The sequence below is a fragment of the Mesobacillus sp. genome (assembly GCF_057785455.1).
Genome location: NZ_JBYNSB010000038.1, coordinates 42,574 through 59,437 on the forward strand (window position 1 = coordinate 42,574; position 16,864 = coordinate 59,437).

Sequence of the window (16,864 nt, forward strand, 5' to 3'; positions counted from 1 at the left end):
TTTTCCGTTACAGTTCTTCTACAATGATATTGTGATTCGTGTATACGCAAATGTCAGCTGCTATTTCCAGTGAAGCTTTCGCAATTTCCTTTGCAGTCAAATGATCGCCTGCATACGACTTAAGCGCTCTGCCTGCAGACAAGGCATAATTGCCGCCAGAACCGATAGCCAAAATGCCATCATCAGGCTCGATGACTTCACCTGTCCCTGAGATCAGCAGCATGTCTTTCTCATTCATAACAATCAGCATTGCTTCAAGTTTCCTTAGCACCTTATCGCTTCGCCACTCCTTGGCAAGTTCTACTGCTGCCCGCTGAAGATTTCCATTATACTCCTCAAGCTTGCCTTCAAACATTTCAAATAATGTGAATGCATCAGCAACTGAACCTGCAAAACCAGCTATCACTTTCCCATTAAACAACTTACGGACCTTCTTCGCTGTGTGTTTCATCACTACAGCATTCCCAAAGGTTACCTGGCCATCGCCTGACATGGCACACTGGCCTTTATGCTGTACAGCAAATATCGTGGTAGAATGGAATTCTGACATCTTTTCGTCCTCCTTCTGGCTTAAGCCCTCGGGTGATGTGACAAATAAATATTTCGTAAATGTTCTTTTGTTACATGCGTATAGACCTGCGTCGAAGAAAGGAACGCATGGCCAAGCAATTCTTGTACTGTCCTCATATCCGCACCATTGCTCATCATATGAGTGGCAAAAGAATGGCGCAGTTTATGCGGGTGTATTTTTCCCGTTAAAGCAGATTGTTCAATCAATTTATTCAATATTTCACGTATTCCTCGATCCGTAAGCGGCCCGCCGCGAAAATTCAAAAATAAATAGCCGTGATCCTCTTTTTCCTTTAGAAGATCCTTTCTCCCATTCAATATGTAATCTTCAAGAGCGTCATGGGCGAAACTGCCGAAAGGTACATACCTTTCTTTTCTCCTTTTTCCATGCACCAAAACCGTTGACAGCGATAAATCTAAATCTTTAAGCTGGATTTTGGAGCATTCCCCTACACGGATCCCTGTAGCATAAAGCAATTCAAGCAGAGCCTTATTCCTTTTACCAAGAACAGTTTCAGTTTCACAGGCTTTAAAAAGCTCTGAGAGCTCCTCTTCATAAAAGAAGTCTGGCAGGCGCTTTTCAAGCTTTGGAATGGATACAAGAGAAAAAGGATTGTCTTCCACCTGTTTTTCCCGCAGAAGAAATTTATAAAAGCTTCTCATACAGGATATTTTCCTTGCTACTGATTTTCGTGATAGCTGCTGATTGAATAATTTGGTAAGGTAAATTCTCGTATCTGAGTACTCGACATTATCCAGGCGTTCAATTCCTTGTTCAGACATGAACAAAAAAAACTCCCTAATATCATGCTGATAATGTTCAATTGTATATTGTGAGTAATTCTTTTCAATTTGTAAATATTCAATAAATATCTTTAAAGAATTGTTCACATTTACATCCATTTTTTCACCTCACAAGGGCTACTAAATAGTATCATATTTACATAGCCCTCGCAATAAAAATTACAAATTTTTCACAAATTTCTGAATTGTTTCTAATGCTCTGTTAGCATGTTTTTCATTCCGTTCCTGTTTACCGCGAATTTTTTCAGGCAGCTCAGGAAAGAGCCCGAAGTTTGCGTTCATTGGCTGGAAGTTCTTTGCATTCGTCGTTGTTATATAACGAGCCATGCTGCCCATTGCAGTTTCATGAGGGAATTCAACAGGTTCCTCTCCCATAACAAGCCTTGCCGCATTGATTCCGGCAATAAGGCCGCTTGCAGCAGATTCTACATATCCTTCAACACCTGTCATTTGTCCAGCAAAGAAAAGGTCATCCCTGTTCCTGAACTGGTAGGTTGCATTTAATACCTTCGGTGAGTTGATAAACGTATTTCTGTGCATGACTCCATATCTGACAATCTCAGCATTTTCCAGTCCGGGAATCAGCTGTAGTACTTCTTTTTGCGGGCCCCACTTTAAATGAGTCTGGAAACCGACAATATTATACAGAGTTCCTGCAGCATCATCCTGGCGCAGCTGAACTACTGCATAAGGACGCTTGCCTGTTTTCGGATCTTCAAGGCCTACAGGCTTCAAAGGACCAAATAGCATTGTCTTGCGTCCCCTCTGTGCCATAACCTCTATAGGCATACAGCCCTCAAAGAAGATTTCCTTTTCAAATTCCTTCAACGGCACTGTTTCAGCGGAGATCAACGCTTCATAAAATCGGTCAAATTCCTCTTCAGTCATTGGGCAATTCAAGTAAGCAGCTTCCCCTTTATCGTATCTGGATTTAAGGTACACCTTATCCATATCAATGCTGTCTTTTTCAATTATCGGAGCTGCAGCATCATAGAAATAAAGATATTCCTCGCCGGTTAACTCCTTTAATTGTTCGGATAAAGCAGCGCTTGTTAATGGACCTGTAGCAATTACTGTAGGCCCTTCTGGAATTCGAGTAATTTCTTCATTAATTACCGTGACATTTGGATGCTTTTTAACACGTTCCGTCACTAATGCCGCAAACTCGTGGCGGTCAACTGCCAGCGCTCCTCCAGCAGGAACTGCACAAGCATCTGCTGCTCCGATGATGACAGAATCAAGAATACGCATTTCTTCCTTTAATACACCTACTGCATTTGTCAGTGTGTTCGCACGCAGGGAATTGCTGCATACTAGTTCAGCAAATTTATCGGTGTGGTGGGCCGGTGTCTGCTTGACTGGCCTCATTTCATATAATTTCACTTTAATGCCTCTTTGGGCCAGCTGCCATGCTGCTTCACTTCCTGCAAGGCCAGCACCCACGACATTTACAGTTGCTTCAGTCATATCTATTGCCTCCATTAGCTGTAAAAAATAGTTCAATGGTAAACCAAAAGAATTATTATACCATCTGCCTGTACATAAATCTTCTATTATATACTTCAACCTTATTTACTTTGCCCTTTTACTTGTATCATTTTGCACTTTACTTTACGAAAAATAAAGAAAAAAGTTTCATTATGCGCTTGTTTTATTAAAAAAAGATCTCTTTTCATTCAGGATAGTTTTCTACCAATCCTTAATTTCCCAAAAAACAAAGAGTGAGCCTCTGGCTCACTCTAGCTTTGTGGTTCTTCTTTATAATCGCATTCGGTACATTGAACCTGTACGCCTTTTTTAAGCTTCTTCTCCACAAGCAATTTGTCACATTTAGGGCATTTACGTGCTAGTGGCTTATCCCATGAGAGGAAATCGCATTCAGGGAAACGGTCGCAGCCATAAAAGATGCGGCGCTTTTTGCTCTTCCTTTCGATGATATTGCCTTCTTCACATTTAGGACATTTAACACCGATATCCTTGACGATTGCTTTTGTATTTCGGCAATCCGGAAAATTGCTGCACGCCATGAATTTGCCGTACCGTCCCATTTTAAATACCATTGCGCTGCCGCACTGATCACAATCCTCACCGGCCGGTTCATCCTTGATTTCGATTTCCTGCATTTCTTTTTCAGCGATTTCAAGGTGTTTTTCAAAATCACGATAAAATCCATCTATGATTTTGACCCAGTTTACCTTTCCATCTTCGACATTATCAAGATCTTGTTCCATCTTGGCAGTGAATTCGAGGTCGAGGATATCCGGGAAAAATTCTTCGATCAAGCCATGGACGATTTCTCCCAATTCTGTGGGCACAAAGCGTTTATTGTCCAGGGACACATACCCGCGCTTTTGAATCGTATCCAATGTAGGGGCATATGTTGATGGACGGCCGATACCGAGTTCTTCAAGGGTCCTGACAAGCCTTGCTTCGGTATACCTTGGAGGCGGCTGAGTGAAGTGCTGCTTCGGTTCAATATCTTTCTTGAGCACCTCGTCGCCTTCCTTTAAATCAGGCAGCAGCCGATCCTTTTCTTCTACCTGGTCATCAGACCCTTCTACATAAACCTTCATGAAGCCAGGGAATTTCACTTTTGAACCAGTTGCCCTGAACGTTACATCTCCATTTTTCAGGTCAACGCTCATAGTGTCCATGATAGCTGGCGACATCTGGCTCGCGATAAATCGTTCCCAAATCAGCTTGTAGAGTCTTAACTGATCTCTTGATAAAAATTCCTTCAATGACTCCGGGACCCTGACTGCGCTTGTCGGCCTGATCGCTTCGTGGGCATCCTGGGCGTTGGTCTGTTTTTTCTCTTTTTTCGGTTCTGTCTGCACAAACTTCTCGCCAAACTCTGAAGTAATATACTGACGGGCTTCCGTCTGGGCAATTTCCGAAATCCTGGTGGAGTCTGTTCTCATGTAAGTAATTAAACCAACCGTTCCTTCCTTGCCCAAATCAATGCCTTCATACAGCTGCTGAGCGAGCATCATCGTCTTTTTCGCCCTGAAGTTCAGCTTCCGTGCAGCTTCCTGCTGTAAGGAAGATGTAATGAATGGAGGAGAAGCATTACGCTTCCGTTCCTTTTTCGTCACTGATGCAACGGTGAATTTATTTCCCTTGATTTGCTTAAGGACATTATTGACTTCTTCCTCGGACTTCAGTTCCACTTTTTCGGAACCAACTCCATAAAAGGAAGCTTCAAATGCTGCCTTTCCCTTTAAAAAATCAGCGCCGATTGTCCAATATTCCTCTGGTACAAATGCCTTGATTTCATTTTCCCTGTCTATGATCATCCTCATCGCAACAGATTGAACACGGCCAGCGCTAAGACCTTTTTTAACTTTCTTCCAAAGAATAGGACTGATATTGTAGCCAACAAGCCTGTCTAGCACACGGCGAGCCTGCTGAGCATCCACAAGATTCATATTGATGGCTCGCGGATGTTTAAAAGATTCCTTGATGGCATCCTTGGTGATTTCGTTAAAAACAACCCTGCAGTCCGAATTCACATCAACATCAAGACTGTGGGCAAGGTGCCAGGCAATTGCCTCTCCTTCTCTGTCGGGGTCAGCCGCGAGAAAAACTTTTTTTGCTTTTTTTGCAGCCGACTTCAATTCTTTTAAAACAGGGCCCTTGCCCCTGATTGTAATATATTTAGGATTATAATTATTTTCTGTATCGACACCCATCTGGCTCTTAGGCAAATCAATCAAATGGCCCATCGAGGCTTTCACTTTATACTTCTTTCCAAGATAACGCTCAATCGTCTTCGCCTTTGCCGGCGACTCAACGATTACTAAAAACTCTGACATCCAGTTGTCCTCCTTAGAGGGATAAAATTATCACTATTATTGTCTACTACACTTAATATTGTCAAATAATGCCGTAAAGTAAACGTTTTCAACTTATTTGCGTATTTTAAAATACCTGATGCAAAATGTATAACAGAATGAAAATTATTTCAACCTTTTTGTAATAAATTTTGTTCAAACACAAGAAAAACTTGTTAAAAAGCTATTTTTATTGAATTATATATCGATTTTTCAATATAATTCCACATTAAGTTATCAGTTCCTCCAAAATCTCCCCTGAATTTTTTATCAGCTTTGCGCCCTGCTGAATTAATTCATGTACACCTTCTGAATGGGGAGACAGAATGCTCCCAGGAACAGCAAAGACTTCCCGTCCTTCGTTCAAAGCAAATTCTGCGGTAATAAGGGAGCCGCTTCGCTCTCGTGCTTCAATTACCAGAGTTCCTTTGGCCAATCCGCCGATAATCCTGTTCCGCATGGGGAAATGCCATTTCTCTGGCCTGGCGTGCGGAGGATATTCAGAGACAATTAAATGATTTTGCATCATATATTGTGCTAATTTTATATTTTCCTTTGGATAGATGTTATTAAACCCTCCAGCGATAACACCGATTGTTTTCCCTCCAAGCCTGATCGCTGCCTTATGTGCATGGGAATCGATTCCTTTTGCCAGCCCGCTGACAATAACAGTCTGGCTCTTAATTAATTCTGGAAACAGATATTCAATCGCGGCAGTTCCATACTCGCTTGCGTCTCGTGACCCTACTACAGCAAGGCTTTTTTGGGAGTTTAGCAGAGAAATGTCCCCTTTGGCAAAAAGCACCCACGGAGGCTGGTAAATCGTTTTGAGGTTTTGAGGATAGTGGCTGTCGAAAAAGGTAATAATGCGGATGTTTTGTGCGGAATATTCTTCAAGAAGTTTGTCGATGGAAATCTGTTGATGCCTGCTTTTAGGCTTGCGGTATTTTTGCGGAGTACAGGAAAATGAATGACTTTCTTCATATATATTATCTAATAAAGACTCCGATTTAAGGATGGAAAATATATACTTCCAGCTGTTCTCTTGATGAACGAGCTCGATTAATATTCTATTAAGCTGATCCACATTTTTTCCTCCAGTGCAATTTAGTGGATAATAAACAGCCCCTCTATGAAGAGGGACTGTTTATCTTCTATACCAGAAGCTGCCCGACCGCGGCACCTAACTCCAATGCATGCTGAAGCTAAGCGGTCGCCGCCGCTTTCTAGTGAGTTTTACACTTTTCGTATAGACCTTGTTCCTTCAATGCGCTGATTAATGTTTCACCCATTACAGAAGGAGTGTCTGCAACCTTAATGCCGCACTCATTCATAACGCGGATCTTTTCATCAGCTGTTCCTTTTCCGCCAGAAATAATCGCTCCGGCATGGCCCATGCGCTTACCAGGAGGTGCAGTTCTGCCGCCAATGAAGCCGACAACTGGCTTGGTCATATTTGCCTTGACCCACTCAGCTGCTTCTTCCTCTGCAGTTCCGCCGATTTCACCGATCATGATGACAGCGTATGTTTCAGGATCTTCATTGAATGCCTTAAGGACATCGATGAAGTTGGTTCCGTTTACAGGGTCTCCGCCGATCCCTACTGCGGTAGATTGGCCGATTCCTGCTTGTGTTAATTGATGAACTGCCTCATATGTCAATGTTCCAGAGCGTGATACAACACCTACATGCCCTTTAGTATGGATATATCCAGGCATGATACCGATTTTGCACTCATCCGGAGTAATGACACCAGGGCAGTTAGGGCCTACAAGGCGAGTTTTCCTGCCTTCCATGTAGCGCTTCACTTTAACCATATCAAGAACTGGAATGTGTTCAGTGATACAGATTGCCAAATCCAATTCTGCATCCACTGCTTCTACGATTGCATCTGCAGCGAATGGCGCTGGCACATAAATGACAGAAGCGTTCGCACCAGTAGCTTCAACAGCTTCTTTGACAGTGTTGAATACCGGAACGCCTTCTACTTCAGTACCGCCTTTGCCAGGAGATGTTCCTCCAACAATTTTTGTACCATATTCAAGCATTTGTTTTGTATGGAAAAGGGCTGTAGAACCCGTAATACCTTGAACAATGACCTTTGTATCTTTATTAATGAATACGCTCACGTCAAATTCTCTCCTTTCGATCCTACTTAACTAATGAAACGATTTTTTCAGCACCGTCTGCCATTGATTCTGCAGCGATGATGTTCAAGCCAGACTCATTAAGAATCTGTTTTCCAAGATCAACATTCGTACCTTCAAGACGTACTACAAGCGGTACTTCAAGGCCAACCTGCTTGGCTGCCTCTACTACACCTGTAGCGATGACGTCACACTTCATGATTCCACCGAAGATATTAACGAAGATACCTTTAACATTCGGATCTGAAAGGATGATTTTAAATGCTTCAGTTACTTTTTCTGCAGTTGCGCCGCCCCCAACATCAAGGAAGTTGGCAGGGTCTCCGCCGTAATGCTTGACGATATCCATTGTAGCCATAGCAAGACCAGCACCGTTAACCATGCAGCCGATATTTCCATCAAGTGAAATATAGCTCAAGTCATACTTGGATGCTTCGATTTCCTTCGGATCCTCTTCCTCAAGGTCACGGTATTCAAGGACAGCCTTTTGGCGGTATAAAGCATTGGAATCAAAGTTTAATTTAGCGTCAAGTGCCATTACCTGGCCATCACCAGTGACAACCAATGGGTTGATCTCTGCGATTGAGCAGTCTTTGTCGATATATGCGTTATATAAGCCCATCATGAACTTAACAGCCTGGTTCACAAGCTCTTTAGGGATGTTGATATTGAATGCGATGCGGCGTGCCTGATAAGGCATCAAGCCTAAAACAGGATCGATTTCTTCCTTGAAGATTTTCTCAGGAGTTGCTTCAGCAACCTCTTCGATTTCTGTTCCGCCTTCTTCAGAAGCCATCAGGACAACACGTGAAGTGGCACGGTCAAGAACTAGTCCAACATAGTACTCTTTCTTGATGTCGCAGCCTTCTTCGATCAGCAGGCGCTTAACTTCCTTGCCTTCTGGACCAGTCTGGTGAGTAACCAATGTCTTGCCTAAGATTTCAGTTGCATATGTACGCACTTCGTCAAGGTTCTTTGCAACCTTAACCCCGCCAGCTTTACCCCTTCCGCCGGCATGGATCTGAGCTTTTACAACACAAACAGATGAACCAAGCTCTTTTGCTGCTTCTACAGCTTCCTCAACAGTAAAAGCAACCTTGCCATTCGGTACTTTTACCCCATAATTCCTGAGGATTTCTTTTCCTTGATACTCATGGACATTCATTTCCCATCCTCCTATCTATTAGAAAGGCTCCTGCAGGTACTTAAAAACCTACATCTTCAGCTTTCTAAGTAGAAATTATCATTCATTTAAATTTTTAAAAAATAGACTGCGCTTTCATTTTATATAATGAAATATTGATTGTCTACCTTTATGATTTAAATATTTTGCCATTTTCAATATTGCAAAAAAGGTTTCAGCACTGCATTGTTGGCAAACAAAAGCCGGGATGACAATGTTTCCCGGCTTTTAAACAATAAAATTATTTCAAAAAAACTATTTTCTTTCTTTTAATTTCCAGCCGGAAAATAAAATTAACTTAATTTAATAGATTTGGATACTGAGCTGCTGCTTCACCTAAAAAACCAGCTGACAACGACTATTCACCTTTTCCTGCCTTTTTATCCAGGCGATAGATAAATGAGAATACCTCTGCCACTGCCTGGTATAATTGCTCAGGAATCCGCTCGTTCAGCTCAAGCTGGCTGAGGACCTCTACCAGCGAGGGATCCTCCTGAACGGGTATATCATGTTCCCTCGCTTTTTCGATAATCTGTTCGGCAACAAGGCCCTTCCCCTTCGCTGTGACCTTTGGGGCATCATGGCTGGCAGGATCATACCCCAGGGCTACAGCTGTTTTTCTTATAGTTTTAGAAGGTTTCATATTTTAATATCCATCCTGCTGTATTCTTTTTTTCCGTACAGTTGTGCCAGCCTTTTATTATCGCTGCCAGCTTTTAGGATGCCGGGCATCTGGAAGCTCACAGATGACAGCTGATAATCGATGCTGGCAAGCCTCTCTTTCAGGACAGGAAATAGCTGTTCTGACATTTGTTTTAAATCCGGGTTCTGATTGAATACCTGAATGCTGATTACTCGGTTCTGTACCTGAATGTCAATGATTGTTTCGTTCAGGTTTTCGAGATTCAGATAAAGGAGAACGCGGCAATAATCTGCATCAATTTTTCCGTCCTCCGTTTTTTTGCCGCTCCATTGCATCGTAATATCGCTCATCTGTCCGCTGACTATAAATGGAATTTGAACGATTAATTGCTGGATCGGCCCCATTTCCTGCGAAAGCAGCTGGTACCCGGTAATTTTGTTTAACAGCTGTTCAGCAGCATCTTTAACTGCTTGCGGGGGATTATCGTTTATTAATTTTATCAGCTGCGGCTTTAATAAATCCGCGGTAGCTTCTCTTTCTTCCCATGACCCCTTTAAGGCTGCTGCAAGCTGATGTTCATATGAAAGCCCCAGCGATGTTAGAAAACTCTTGATCTTGGCAGGAGAAAGAACGGATTCGCCTGGTTCCGAAAGAGCGATCTTTTGCTCAGCATTTGAAACTGACTTAGCCAGCAGGACTGCCTCCTGTTCAGTAAGGACTGATGAATGGCGTCCTCTTTCAGTATGCATCATCAATTCTTCACCAACATCATCAAGATTCATGCCTAGCAGCAGCGATAAGCTCCGCACCAGAGACTCTGGATCTTCTTGATCGACCAACCTGGCAAGCAGCTGTTTTAACGCCAGCTGTCCTTCTTGATTGCCTCTATTCTGCCCTTCGGCTTCCTGGCTTGTAAATAAAGATGTTAAACCATCAGAAAGCCCTGTGACCTCTGCGGAATCCGGGGAGGCTGAAATGAGTCTGGCAAGCAAGCTTCTGATTGCTGACTCGCCGTGAGTCTGGAGGGCTGCATTTAAGCTGCCGAGCACCTTTAAGGGACCGGGCAAGGTCTCATCATTACCAAGCCTTTGTAGGGATCTCAGCACCTGCTGGAGCACTGCTTCCTCGCTTCCTTTTACGGGGAAGGAGGGCATGTGCTGCAAGATCCTCAATGCTACCTGCCCCTCTGTTTCATCATTCAGCCATGAAACAGCAAGCTCGCCTAAAGCATGGCGAGAAACCATTTGTTGATTAGAAGGAATATAATTGTTTAGAAGCTTTTTTACACTGTTTCCGGCCTCGACCGCTGGATTACGATCTAATTCCTTCAGCAGCTGATCCATTAAAAGTATAAGCGAAGGCTGCTTATTCGAAGTATATAAAGCCGTGTATGCAGCCTCGGAGAATGGCAGTCCACGTGATAAGATCATGTTCACTGTTTCAAGCCCAGCACTTCGCGGATTTGCGCTTTTCAGCCATTCAGCTGCCTGCTGAATCATTTCCCGATTTACCGGCAGCTGTTCCTTAAGAAAGTACCTGGCTAGCTCCAGGTTTTCCTTGGTTGGCTGCAATCCAAATTCGTTCAAGATCCGGCTAAGGCCTTCCTGCTGCTTTCCGTCCTCGGCGCCTGCAGCCAATACCCTGAGCCTTACCTTGCCCTCGCCTGGCTGTACCTGAAACCAGTACCGTTCATTCGCAGACAGAGGTATTTCCAGCTGGGCAACCATCTTTTGGCTGCCTATTTGAATTTCAGCTATCTGGTCAGGGAAAAGCTTTACTATTTTCCCGTTGATAATCTGCCCGGGCCGCAATGAGGACGTCTTTACAGCCTGTGTCAGATTTTGGTTAAAAAAGGTTTGCAGTGCTCCTGTTTCCATGCTCCACCTGCTTTTTCAAATTCATTGCAGTACTGTATCTTTGATGGGTGCAAAGGTTTTTCGGTGATAAGGAGTAACCCCAAATTCCTTGATTGCTTTTAAATGCTCTGCTGTCCCATAACCCATGTTCGCGTCGAATCCATATTGTGGATATTCAAGGCTTAATTTCTTCATGATTCGATCTCTGGTGACTTTGGCAAGAATGGAAGCAGCCGCAATTGAAATACTTCGCGCATCTCCTTTGATCAATGCCTCAGACGGATAGGGAACATCCAATTTGACTGCATCTACTAAAAGAAAATCAGGTGATACGCTTAATTGGCTTACAGCGCTCATCATTGCTTTTTTTGTTGCCTGCAGAATATTAATAGCGTCAATTACCCCTGCATCAATAATCGCAACCTCTGCTGCCAGCGCGTTCTCCATGATCACTTCATAAAATTCTTCTCTCTTTACTTCAGGCAGTTTCTTCGAATCATTAAGGCCAGGCAGATAAAAACCCTCAGGCAGGATGACTGCACCTGCCACTACCGGACCGGCAAGCGGCCCTCGTCCCGCTTCATCAATTCCGGCTATAAAATTGTAGCCTTCTGCCCTATATTGAATTTCAAAGGTACTCATACTGATGAATTGGTCATGGAGCTGCTTTTTCAGCTGGGTTTGTCTTTCCCACTTCGCCAGTATTCTTTGAACTCCTTTGCGGCCATCGTGACGAAGGCTGTGAAGAAACTCCTCTTCGATAAATTCATCAGCAAGTAATTTCTTTTCTATTTGTTCTATAGTCCATTTTTCCATTAGTCCATTCTCCTAAACTGCTCTACACTTTTATGTATCGGCGATTCAAACGAAAAATAAAGGCCCTGGAATCAGGACCTTTATTCTTCATTTTCCACTGTATTATCTGATAGAATCAAATCTTCAGGACGCTCGAATGATAACGGCCCTAATTTTTCAGTACGGATTTCCCGGATCACAAGTTCAGCAACCTTATCGTAATCCACATATCCACCTGGCATCCGGCAGCCGCGGAAGTCACCGATTTTGTCAAAGAGCTCAACAATATCTTCAGGCAGTTCAGCCAGCTTGTATCTTTCCTGAAGCCGTTCAGGATAATGCTTTTCGAGGAATCGTAAAGCAAATACCGCCAGGTCCTGAAGGTTGAGGATCGTATCCTTGATGGCTCCTGTCACGGCAAGCTTGACCCCGACTTCCTGGTCCTCAAATTTAGGCCAAAGAATCCCTGGAGTATCTAATAGCTCTAATTCCTTGCCGACTTTAATCCACTGCTGGGCCTTCGTAACACCAGGCCTGTTCCCGGTCTGGGCAATGTTCTTGCCTGCAAGTCTATTGATGAGAGTTGATTTTCCGGCATTCGGGATGCCTACTATCATTGCCCGAATCGCTCGTGGTTTGACTCCCTTGGACTTTAACCGGTCAAATTTATCCTTCAGAAGCACCTTTGACTCCTGGACAATCTGCTTTAAGCCAGTGCCGGCCTGGGAATTGATTGCCAGCGCTGTAATCCCTTTTTCCCTGTAAAAACGGAGCCACTCTTCTGTAACGGCCTTATCAGCCATATCCGCCTTATTCAAGAGCACGATTCTCGGTTTGTGCTGAATGATTTCATCAATCATCGGATTTCTGGATGAGTAGGGAATTCTGGCATCTACTAATTCAAATATTACATCAACGAGCTTTAATTTTTCTGTGACCTCTCTGCGAGCCTTGGCCATATGGCCTGGAAACCACTGGATCGTCAAAGCAGCCACCTCCTATCTATTTTGCCAGCCTTCTCTGCTTGAAACAGCAAGGCAATGTTTAGTCAATTGTGCGAATATCATCAATTGGCCAGTAGATGACGTTGGTCTTTCCCAGCACCTTTTCAAACGGAACTGTGCCAATATGGCGGCTATCCTTGCTGAAGCGTCTGTTGTCACCCATCACAAAAAGTTCCCCTTCAGGTACCGTGGACCTGCCGATTTTTTCTTCGAGCGTGAACGGCTCGGTTAACGGCCCGTCAATCAGCTGTTTTTTATATTCTTCCAAGTAAGGTTCAGGATATGCTTTGCCATTGATATAAAGGGTGTCATTTTTATACTCTACGGTATCCCCGGGCAAACCAATTACCCTTTTTATGTAATCCTTGTTTTCTGGAGCATGAAAGACAATGATATCAAACCGGTCCGGCTCGCCTACTTTATAGCTTAATTTGTTGACAATCATACGATCCTGGTCATGTAGCGTCGGCATCATCGAGAGCCCATCAACGACGATCGGCGCAAATAAAAAGTATCGGATGACTGCTGCAAGCAGGACAGCGATCAGAAGCGCCTTTGTCCATTCCCATAACTCGTTTTTCTTCTTTTCGACCATTCTTTTCCCACCATTCCACAATATATGTTGTATGAGTACATAACCTTATTTTACATAAGTCAGACAAGATAAACACGATGGGCAATTATTTTTTTCATAAATTTAATATTGCTGTTATAAGAATCCAATAAATTTTCATCCTTTTAAGTATGAAAAAAGAGCTTGGCACGCAAGCTCTTTTTGTTTTAAAATGCAATTTTTAAGCGCTCTGAAGCTGGAGCACATGTCCAGGTTCAGCACCTGGCCCCTCTGGGTCATAAGATAACTTATGCCTGTCAGGGCTGACCAAGGCGCTTACGCATTTTATATTATCGGATTTCTTTAATACGAGCTTTCTTACCACGCAGGTTACGCAGGTAGTAAAGTTTCGCACGGCGTACTTTACCGCGACGGATAACTTCAAGCTTCGCAATTTTTGGTGTGTTTACAGGGAAAGTACGCTCAACGCCTACTCCGTAAGAAACTTTACGTACTGTAAAAGTTTCGCTGATTCCACCACCACGACGCTTAATCACTACACCTTCAAACAACTGGATACGTTCGCGAGTTCCTTCAACAACCTTAACGTGAACACGTACAGTGTCACCAGGACGGAAAGATGGAAGATCAGTGCGAAGTTGTGCTTTTGTGATTTCTTCGATTAATTGTTGCATCGTTTTCATCTCCTCCCACGAATGCTCTTGCAAATTCTTTCATGCAGCGGAACATTGTTATAAGCAGCTTCAAAGCTTGTTGCTTTTTGCCACAAGAAGTATCTTACCATAAATACCAGGGCATCGCAACCTCAATCCTGAAGTTTTACCAGTTCATCAAGCCATTTTTTTTGCTCGTCAGTCAAATCAGCTGCTTCAAGTAAATCCGGGCGGCGCAACAGTGTCCTTTTTAAGCTTTCTTTCATTCTCCATTCTTCAATCAAACGGTGATTGCCTGATGTCAGCACATCGGGTACCGTCATGCCGCGAAAATCAGCTGGCCTTGTATAATGGGGATGCTCCAGCAGCCCGGTGCTGAATGAATCCTGGATATGGGATTCTTCACTGCCGAGCACTCCAGGAAGCAGCCTCACGACACTGTCAATGACAACCATTGCTCCCAGCTCTCCGCCAGTCAGCACATAATCGCCAATCGAAATCTCATCTGTAATCACATGTTCACGGATACGTTCGTCATAACCCTCATAATGGCCGCATATAAAAATCAAATGCTCTTCCTTTGCAAGCTCCTCTGCCTTCTTCTGGGTGTACCTCTCCCCCTGGGGGCACATCAGGATGACACGGGGCCTTGAGCTTTTAGCTTGTTCCTTCAGGTTCGCAACAGCATCAAAGATCGGCTGTGGCTTCAGCACCATTCCTGCACCCCCGCCATAAGGATAATCGTCGACTGTCTGGTGTTTATTATCAGCAAAGTCACGGAAGTTGACGAGATTATATCGGACTGCTTCCTTCTCAGATGCCTTCTTGAGAATCGAGTGTCCGAAAACCCCTTCAAACATTTCTGGAAAGATGGTAAGGACGTCGATATTCATCATGACAGGAGCCCTTCCATTGGTTCAATCACAATCATCTTTTCTTGGATATCCACTTTTTTGACGATGTCTTCAATATAAGGGATAAGCACTTCTTTCCCTTTAGGGCCCTTGACTACCCAGACATCATTCGCTCCCGGCGTAAGTATCTCCACAACCTTGCCAATTTCCTCTCCCTCAGTCGTCACCATATTGCAGCCAATGATATCCTGGAAGTAAAATTCACCTTCCTCCAGTTCTCCTCTCTGGCTTTCTGGCACCTTAAGGATACCGCCCTTCATGCTTTCAACCTGATTGACATTATCATAGCCTTCGAACGTCAATAGATTAAAGTTTTTATGCGTCCTGTGGCTTTTAACAATAAGCTCGACCGGATCCTTAGAACCTGTCATAAATAAGAAAAGCGTATTTCCAACCTTATAGCGTTCCTCAGGGAAATCCGTTCTTGAAATAACCCTCACCTCGCCGCGGATTCCATGTGTATTGACAATTTTACCGACATTGAAAAATTTATCCATTTTTTATCACCTCTCACGTATTTCTGCCACGATTCCGTCCTTCACTAATATAGTCTTTCCAGAAAGGTACTCATCCCATTTGTCCCCTACATTGATTTCGACTATGCCCTGCAATTCTGTTTCTTTTATTTCACTTCCAAGCGGAAGGATATGTAATTGTTCCAGCTGAAAATCCACTAGTTTTATTTTTTCTATATGAATTTGAAGTTCCTGTTCAAAGTGCTTCTTTAAAGTTTCTGGAGGCAGCTTCTTTGCTTTTTCTAGTTTCTTTAGTTCGAATTTTAGCTGGTCACATTCTTTTTGCAGCTGCAGCTTCTTAGAGTGGTATTTTTGGCGGATCCGTTCCTTACTGTCCTCGGTCAGCACCTGTTTGACCAGGATTGTTTGCAAGACCTTCAAAGCAATTCCTCCTTAAAGCAATCCTCAATTATTCAGCAGGACTGAAAACGCAGATATTTTTAATTATATCCTACTTATTTTAAAAAGAAAAAAGCTGTTACTTTTCACGCCTCGCATTATCACGGAATCGCTTTGTATTTGTTTCTGAACATAAAGAAAAAAGGAGGGTTAGCCCCTCCCTTTTTAAAACAATCATATATAATTTCTGCTTCAGGCTATTCTCCTAAAAGAAGGTTCGGTTAAATCAAGCTGTTGATTTTCGCTCCAGGCGCTTCGCTTTCCTTGGGGCGTGCGGTGAGCCTCCTCGTCGCTTTGCTCCTGCGGGGTCTCACCTGCCCGCTACATCCCGAAGGAGTCTGCGCGCCTTCCACTACAATCAACAGGATATAAATTCACCATTTAGATATAAAAGAGCCTAAAAGAAATAAAGCCTATCGCTTTTGATTGTTATTCGACGATTTCCAAGAAAATCTTCTTTTGCTGTGATGATCCTGCTGCATAGACTACTGTTCTTATCGCCTTTGCAACGCGTCCCTGCTTCCCAATAACTTTGCCCATATCACTTTTGTTGACGGAAAGCTTGTATGTTACGCGCTGATCCTCTTCGTGTACATTTACATGCACCTCTTCAGGAAAATCAACAAGGGGTTTCACGATCGTCTCAATTAATTCTTTCATGGGCATGTCCACAATTACTTGCTAAGCTTTGCGTTGTGGAATTTTTCCATGATACCTTGCTTAGAGAACAAGTTGCGCACTGTATCAGATGGTTTAGCTCCGTCGTTAAGCCACTTAAGAACTAACTCTTCGTTAAGTTCAACCTGTGCAGGCTGAGCAACTGGATTGTAAGTTCCTACAGACTCGATGAAACGGCCGTCACGTGGTGAACGGGAATCAGCTACTACAATACGATAGAAAGGAGATTTTTTAGCTCCCATACGTTTTAAACGAATTTTTACTGCCATTTTAAATAAGCACCTCCGAATAGTTTC

Annotated in this window: 18 protein-coding genes; all 18 read right to left on the reverse strand. The window is 43.4% G+C overall.

Annotation, left to right across the window (positions count from 1 at the left end):
* Nucleotides 1-7: 7 nt before the first annotated feature.
* Complete coding sequence (gene hslV, locus AC3EBE_RS15400) at nucleotides 8-550, reverse strand: ATP-dependent protease subunit HslV (protein WP_488595926.1); 543 nt, start codon at nucleotides 548-550, stop codon at nucleotides 8-10.
* A gap of 20 nt (nucleotides 551-570) precedes the next feature.
* On the reverse strand, nucleotides 571-1,473 hold the full coding sequence (gene xerC, locus AC3EBE_RS15405) for a tyrosine recombinase XerC (protein WP_488595927.1): 903 nt from the start codon (nucleotides 1,471-1,473) through the stop codon (nucleotides 571-573).
* A 60-nt stretch (nucleotides 1,474-1,533) separates the two neighbouring features.
* Entirely contained in the window at nucleotides 1,534-2,841 is a 1,308-nt protein-coding gene (gene trmFO / locus AC3EBE_RS15410) for an FADH(2)-oxidizing methylenetetrahydrofolate--tRNA-(uracil(54)-C(5))-methyltransferase TrmFO (RefSeq protein ID WP_488595928.1), read from the reverse strand.
* A 272-nt stretch (nucleotides 2,842-3,113) separates the two neighbouring features.
* Complete coding sequence (gene topA, locus AC3EBE_RS15415; protein WP_488595929.1) at nucleotides 3,114-5,189, reverse strand: type I DNA topoisomerase; 2,076 nt, start codon at nucleotides 5,187-5,189, stop codon at nucleotides 3,114-3,116.
* Between the two features lie 247 nt (nucleotides 5,190-5,436).
* Nucleotides 5,437-6,294 (reverse strand): DNA-processing protein DprA, encoded by an 858-nt coding sequence (gene dprA / locus AC3EBE_RS15420; RefSeq protein ID WP_488595930.1) that lies wholly within the window; start codon nucleotides 6,292-6,294, stop codon nucleotides 5,437-5,439.
* A gap of 139 nt (nucleotides 6,295-6,433) precedes the next feature.
* On the reverse strand, nucleotides 6,434-7,336 hold the full coding sequence (gene sucD / locus AC3EBE_RS15425; protein ID WP_488595931.1) for a succinate--CoA ligase subunit alpha: 903 nt from the start codon (nucleotides 7,334-7,336) through the stop codon (nucleotides 6,434-6,436).
* Between the two features lie 22 nt (nucleotides 7,337-7,358).
* Nucleotides 7,359-8,519 (reverse strand): ADP-forming succinate--CoA ligase subunit beta, encoded by a 1,161-nt coding sequence (gene sucC / locus AC3EBE_RS15430; RefSeq protein WP_488595932.1) that lies wholly within the window; start codon nucleotides 8,517-8,519, stop codon nucleotides 7,359-7,361.
* 376 nt (nucleotides 8,520-8,895) lie between these two features.
* The gene (locus AC3EBE_RS15435) at nucleotides 8,896-9,180 is read right to left on the reverse strand and encodes an EscU/YscU/HrcU family type III secretion system export apparatus switch protein (RefSeq protein ID WP_488595933.1); all 285 of its coding nucleotides are present in this window, start codon (nucleotides 9,178-9,180) and stop codon (nucleotides 8,896-8,898) included.
* Entirely contained in the window at nucleotides 9,177-11,057 is a 1,881-nt protein-coding gene (locus tag AC3EBE_RS15440) for a hypothetical protein (protein ID WP_488595934.1), read from the reverse strand. The genes AC3EBE_RS15435 and AC3EBE_RS15440 overlap by 4 nt, the downstream gene beginning before the upstream one ends.
* Nucleotides 11,058-11,078: 21 nt before the next feature.
* The gene (gene rnhB, locus AC3EBE_RS15445; RefSeq protein ID WP_488595935.1) at nucleotides 11,079-11,852 is read right to left on the reverse strand and encodes a ribonuclease HII; all 774 of its coding nucleotides are present in this window, start codon (nucleotides 11,850-11,852) and stop codon (nucleotides 11,079-11,081) included.
* 80 nt (nucleotides 11,853-11,932) lie between these two features.
* Nucleotides 11,933-12,817 (reverse strand): ribosome biogenesis GTPase YlqF, encoded by an 885-nt coding sequence (gene ylqF / locus AC3EBE_RS15450; RefSeq protein ID WP_488595936.1) that lies wholly within the window; start codon nucleotides 12,815-12,817, stop codon nucleotides 11,933-11,935.
* A 58-nt stretch (nucleotides 12,818-12,875) separates the two neighbouring features.
* Complete coding sequence (gene lepB, locus AC3EBE_RS15455) at nucleotides 12,876-13,430, reverse strand: signal peptidase I (RefSeq protein ID WP_488595937.1); 555 nt, start codon at nucleotides 13,428-13,430, stop codon at nucleotides 12,876-12,878.
* Nucleotides 13,431-13,738: 308 nt separating this feature from the next.
* Nucleotides 13,739-14,083 carry a 50S ribosomal protein L19 gene (rplS, locus tag AC3EBE_RS15460; protein WP_214703980.1) on the reverse strand — a complete coding sequence of 115 codons (345 nt, stop codon included), beginning with the start codon at nucleotides 14,081-14,083 and terminating at the stop codon, nucleotides 13,739-13,741.
* Nucleotides 14,084-14,214: 131 nt separating this feature from the next.
* Nucleotides 14,215-14,955, reverse strand: a complete 741-nt coding sequence (gene trmD, locus AC3EBE_RS15465; protein ID WP_488596042.1) for a tRNA (guanosine(37)-N1)-methyltransferase TrmD — start codon at nucleotides 14,953-14,955, stop codon at nucleotides 14,215-14,217.
* Nucleotides 14,955-15,473 (reverse strand): ribosome maturation factor RimM, encoded by a 519-nt coding sequence (gene rimM / locus AC3EBE_RS15470; RefSeq protein WP_488595938.1) that lies wholly within the window; start codon nucleotides 15,471-15,473, stop codon nucleotides 14,955-14,957. Before rimM ends, trmD begins: the two co-directional genes overlap by 1 nt.
* A 6-nt stretch (nucleotides 15,474-15,479) precedes the next feature.
* A complete protein-coding gene (locus AC3EBE_RS15475) occupies nucleotides 15,480-15,872 on the reverse strand; it encodes a YlqD family protein (RefSeq protein ID WP_488595939.1) in 393 nt (130 codons plus the stop codon).
* A gap of 447 nt (nucleotides 15,873-16,319) precedes the next feature.
* On the reverse strand, nucleotides 16,320-16,550 hold the full coding sequence (locus AC3EBE_RS15480) for a KH domain-containing protein (protein WP_488595940.1): 231 nt from the start codon (nucleotides 16,548-16,550) through the stop codon (nucleotides 16,320-16,322).
* Nucleotides 16,551-16,564: 14 nt separating this feature from the next.
* Nucleotides 16,565-16,837 carry a 30S ribosomal protein S16 gene (gene rpsP / locus AC3EBE_RS15485; protein ID WP_488595941.1) on the reverse strand — a complete coding sequence of 91 codons (273 nt, stop codon included), beginning with the start codon at nucleotides 16,835-16,837 and terminating at the stop codon, nucleotides 16,565-16,567.
* Between the last annotated feature and the right edge of the window lie 27 nt (nucleotides 16,838-16,864).

What these genes read in the sequence shown, in the direction of transcription:
- AC3EBE_RS15440 (WP_488595934.1), bottom strand. Translation starts at nt 11,057, where the DNA reads ATGGAAACAGGAGCACTGCAAACCTTTTTTAACCAAAATCTGACACAG.
- AC3EBE_RS15480 (WP_488595940.1), bottom strand. Translation starts at nt 16,550, where the DNA reads ATGAAAGAATTAATTGAGACGATCGTGAAACCCCTTGTTGATTTTCCT.
- sucC (WP_488595932.1), bottom strand. Translation starts at nt 8,519, where the DNA reads ATGAATGTCCATGAGTATCAAGGAAAAGAAATCCTCAGGAATTATGGG.
- lepB (WP_488595937.1), bottom strand. Translation starts at nt 13,430, where the DNA reads ATGGTCGAAAAGAAGAAAAACGAGTTATGGGAATGGACAAAGGCGCTT.
- rplS (WP_214703980.1), bottom strand. Translation starts at nt 14,083, where the DNA reads ATGCAACAATTAATCGAAGAAATCACAAAAGCACAACTTCGCACTGAT.
- AC3EBE_RS15435 (WP_488595933.1), bottom strand. Translation starts at nt 9,180, where the DNA reads ATGAAACCTTCTAAAACTATAAGAAAAACAGCTGTAGCCCTGGGGTAT.
- trmFO (WP_488595928.1), bottom strand. Translation starts at nt 2,841, where the DNA reads ATGACTGAAGCAACTGTAAATGTCGTGGGTGCTGGCCTTGCAGGAAGT.
- hslV (WP_488595926.1), bottom strand. Translation starts at nt 550, where the DNA reads ATGTCAGAATTCCATTCTACCACGATATTTGCTGTACAGCATAAAGGC.
- topA (WP_488595929.1), bottom strand. Translation starts at nt 5,189, where the DNA reads ATGTCAGAGTTTTTAGTAATCGTTGAGTCGCCGGCAAAGGCGAAGACG.
- rnhB (WP_488595935.1), bottom strand. Translation starts at nt 11,852, where the DNA reads ATGGAAAAATGGACTATAGAACAAATAGAAAAGAAATTACTTGCTGAT.
- rpsP (WP_488595941.1), bottom strand. Translation starts at nt 16,837, where the DNA reads ATGGCAGTAAAAATTCGTTTAAAACGTATGGGAGCTAAAAAATCTCCT.
- xerC (WP_488595927.1), bottom strand. Translation starts at nt 1,473, where the DNA reads ATGGATGTAAATGTGAACAATTCTTTAAAGATATTTATTGAATATTTA.
- rimM (WP_488595938.1), bottom strand. Translation starts at nt 15,473, where the DNA reads ATGGATAAATTTTTCAATGTCGGTAAAATTGTCAATACACATGGAATC.
- trmD (WP_488596042.1), bottom strand. Translation starts at nt 14,955, where the DNA reads ATGAATATCGACGTCCTTACCATCTTTCCAGAAATGTTTGAAGGGGTT.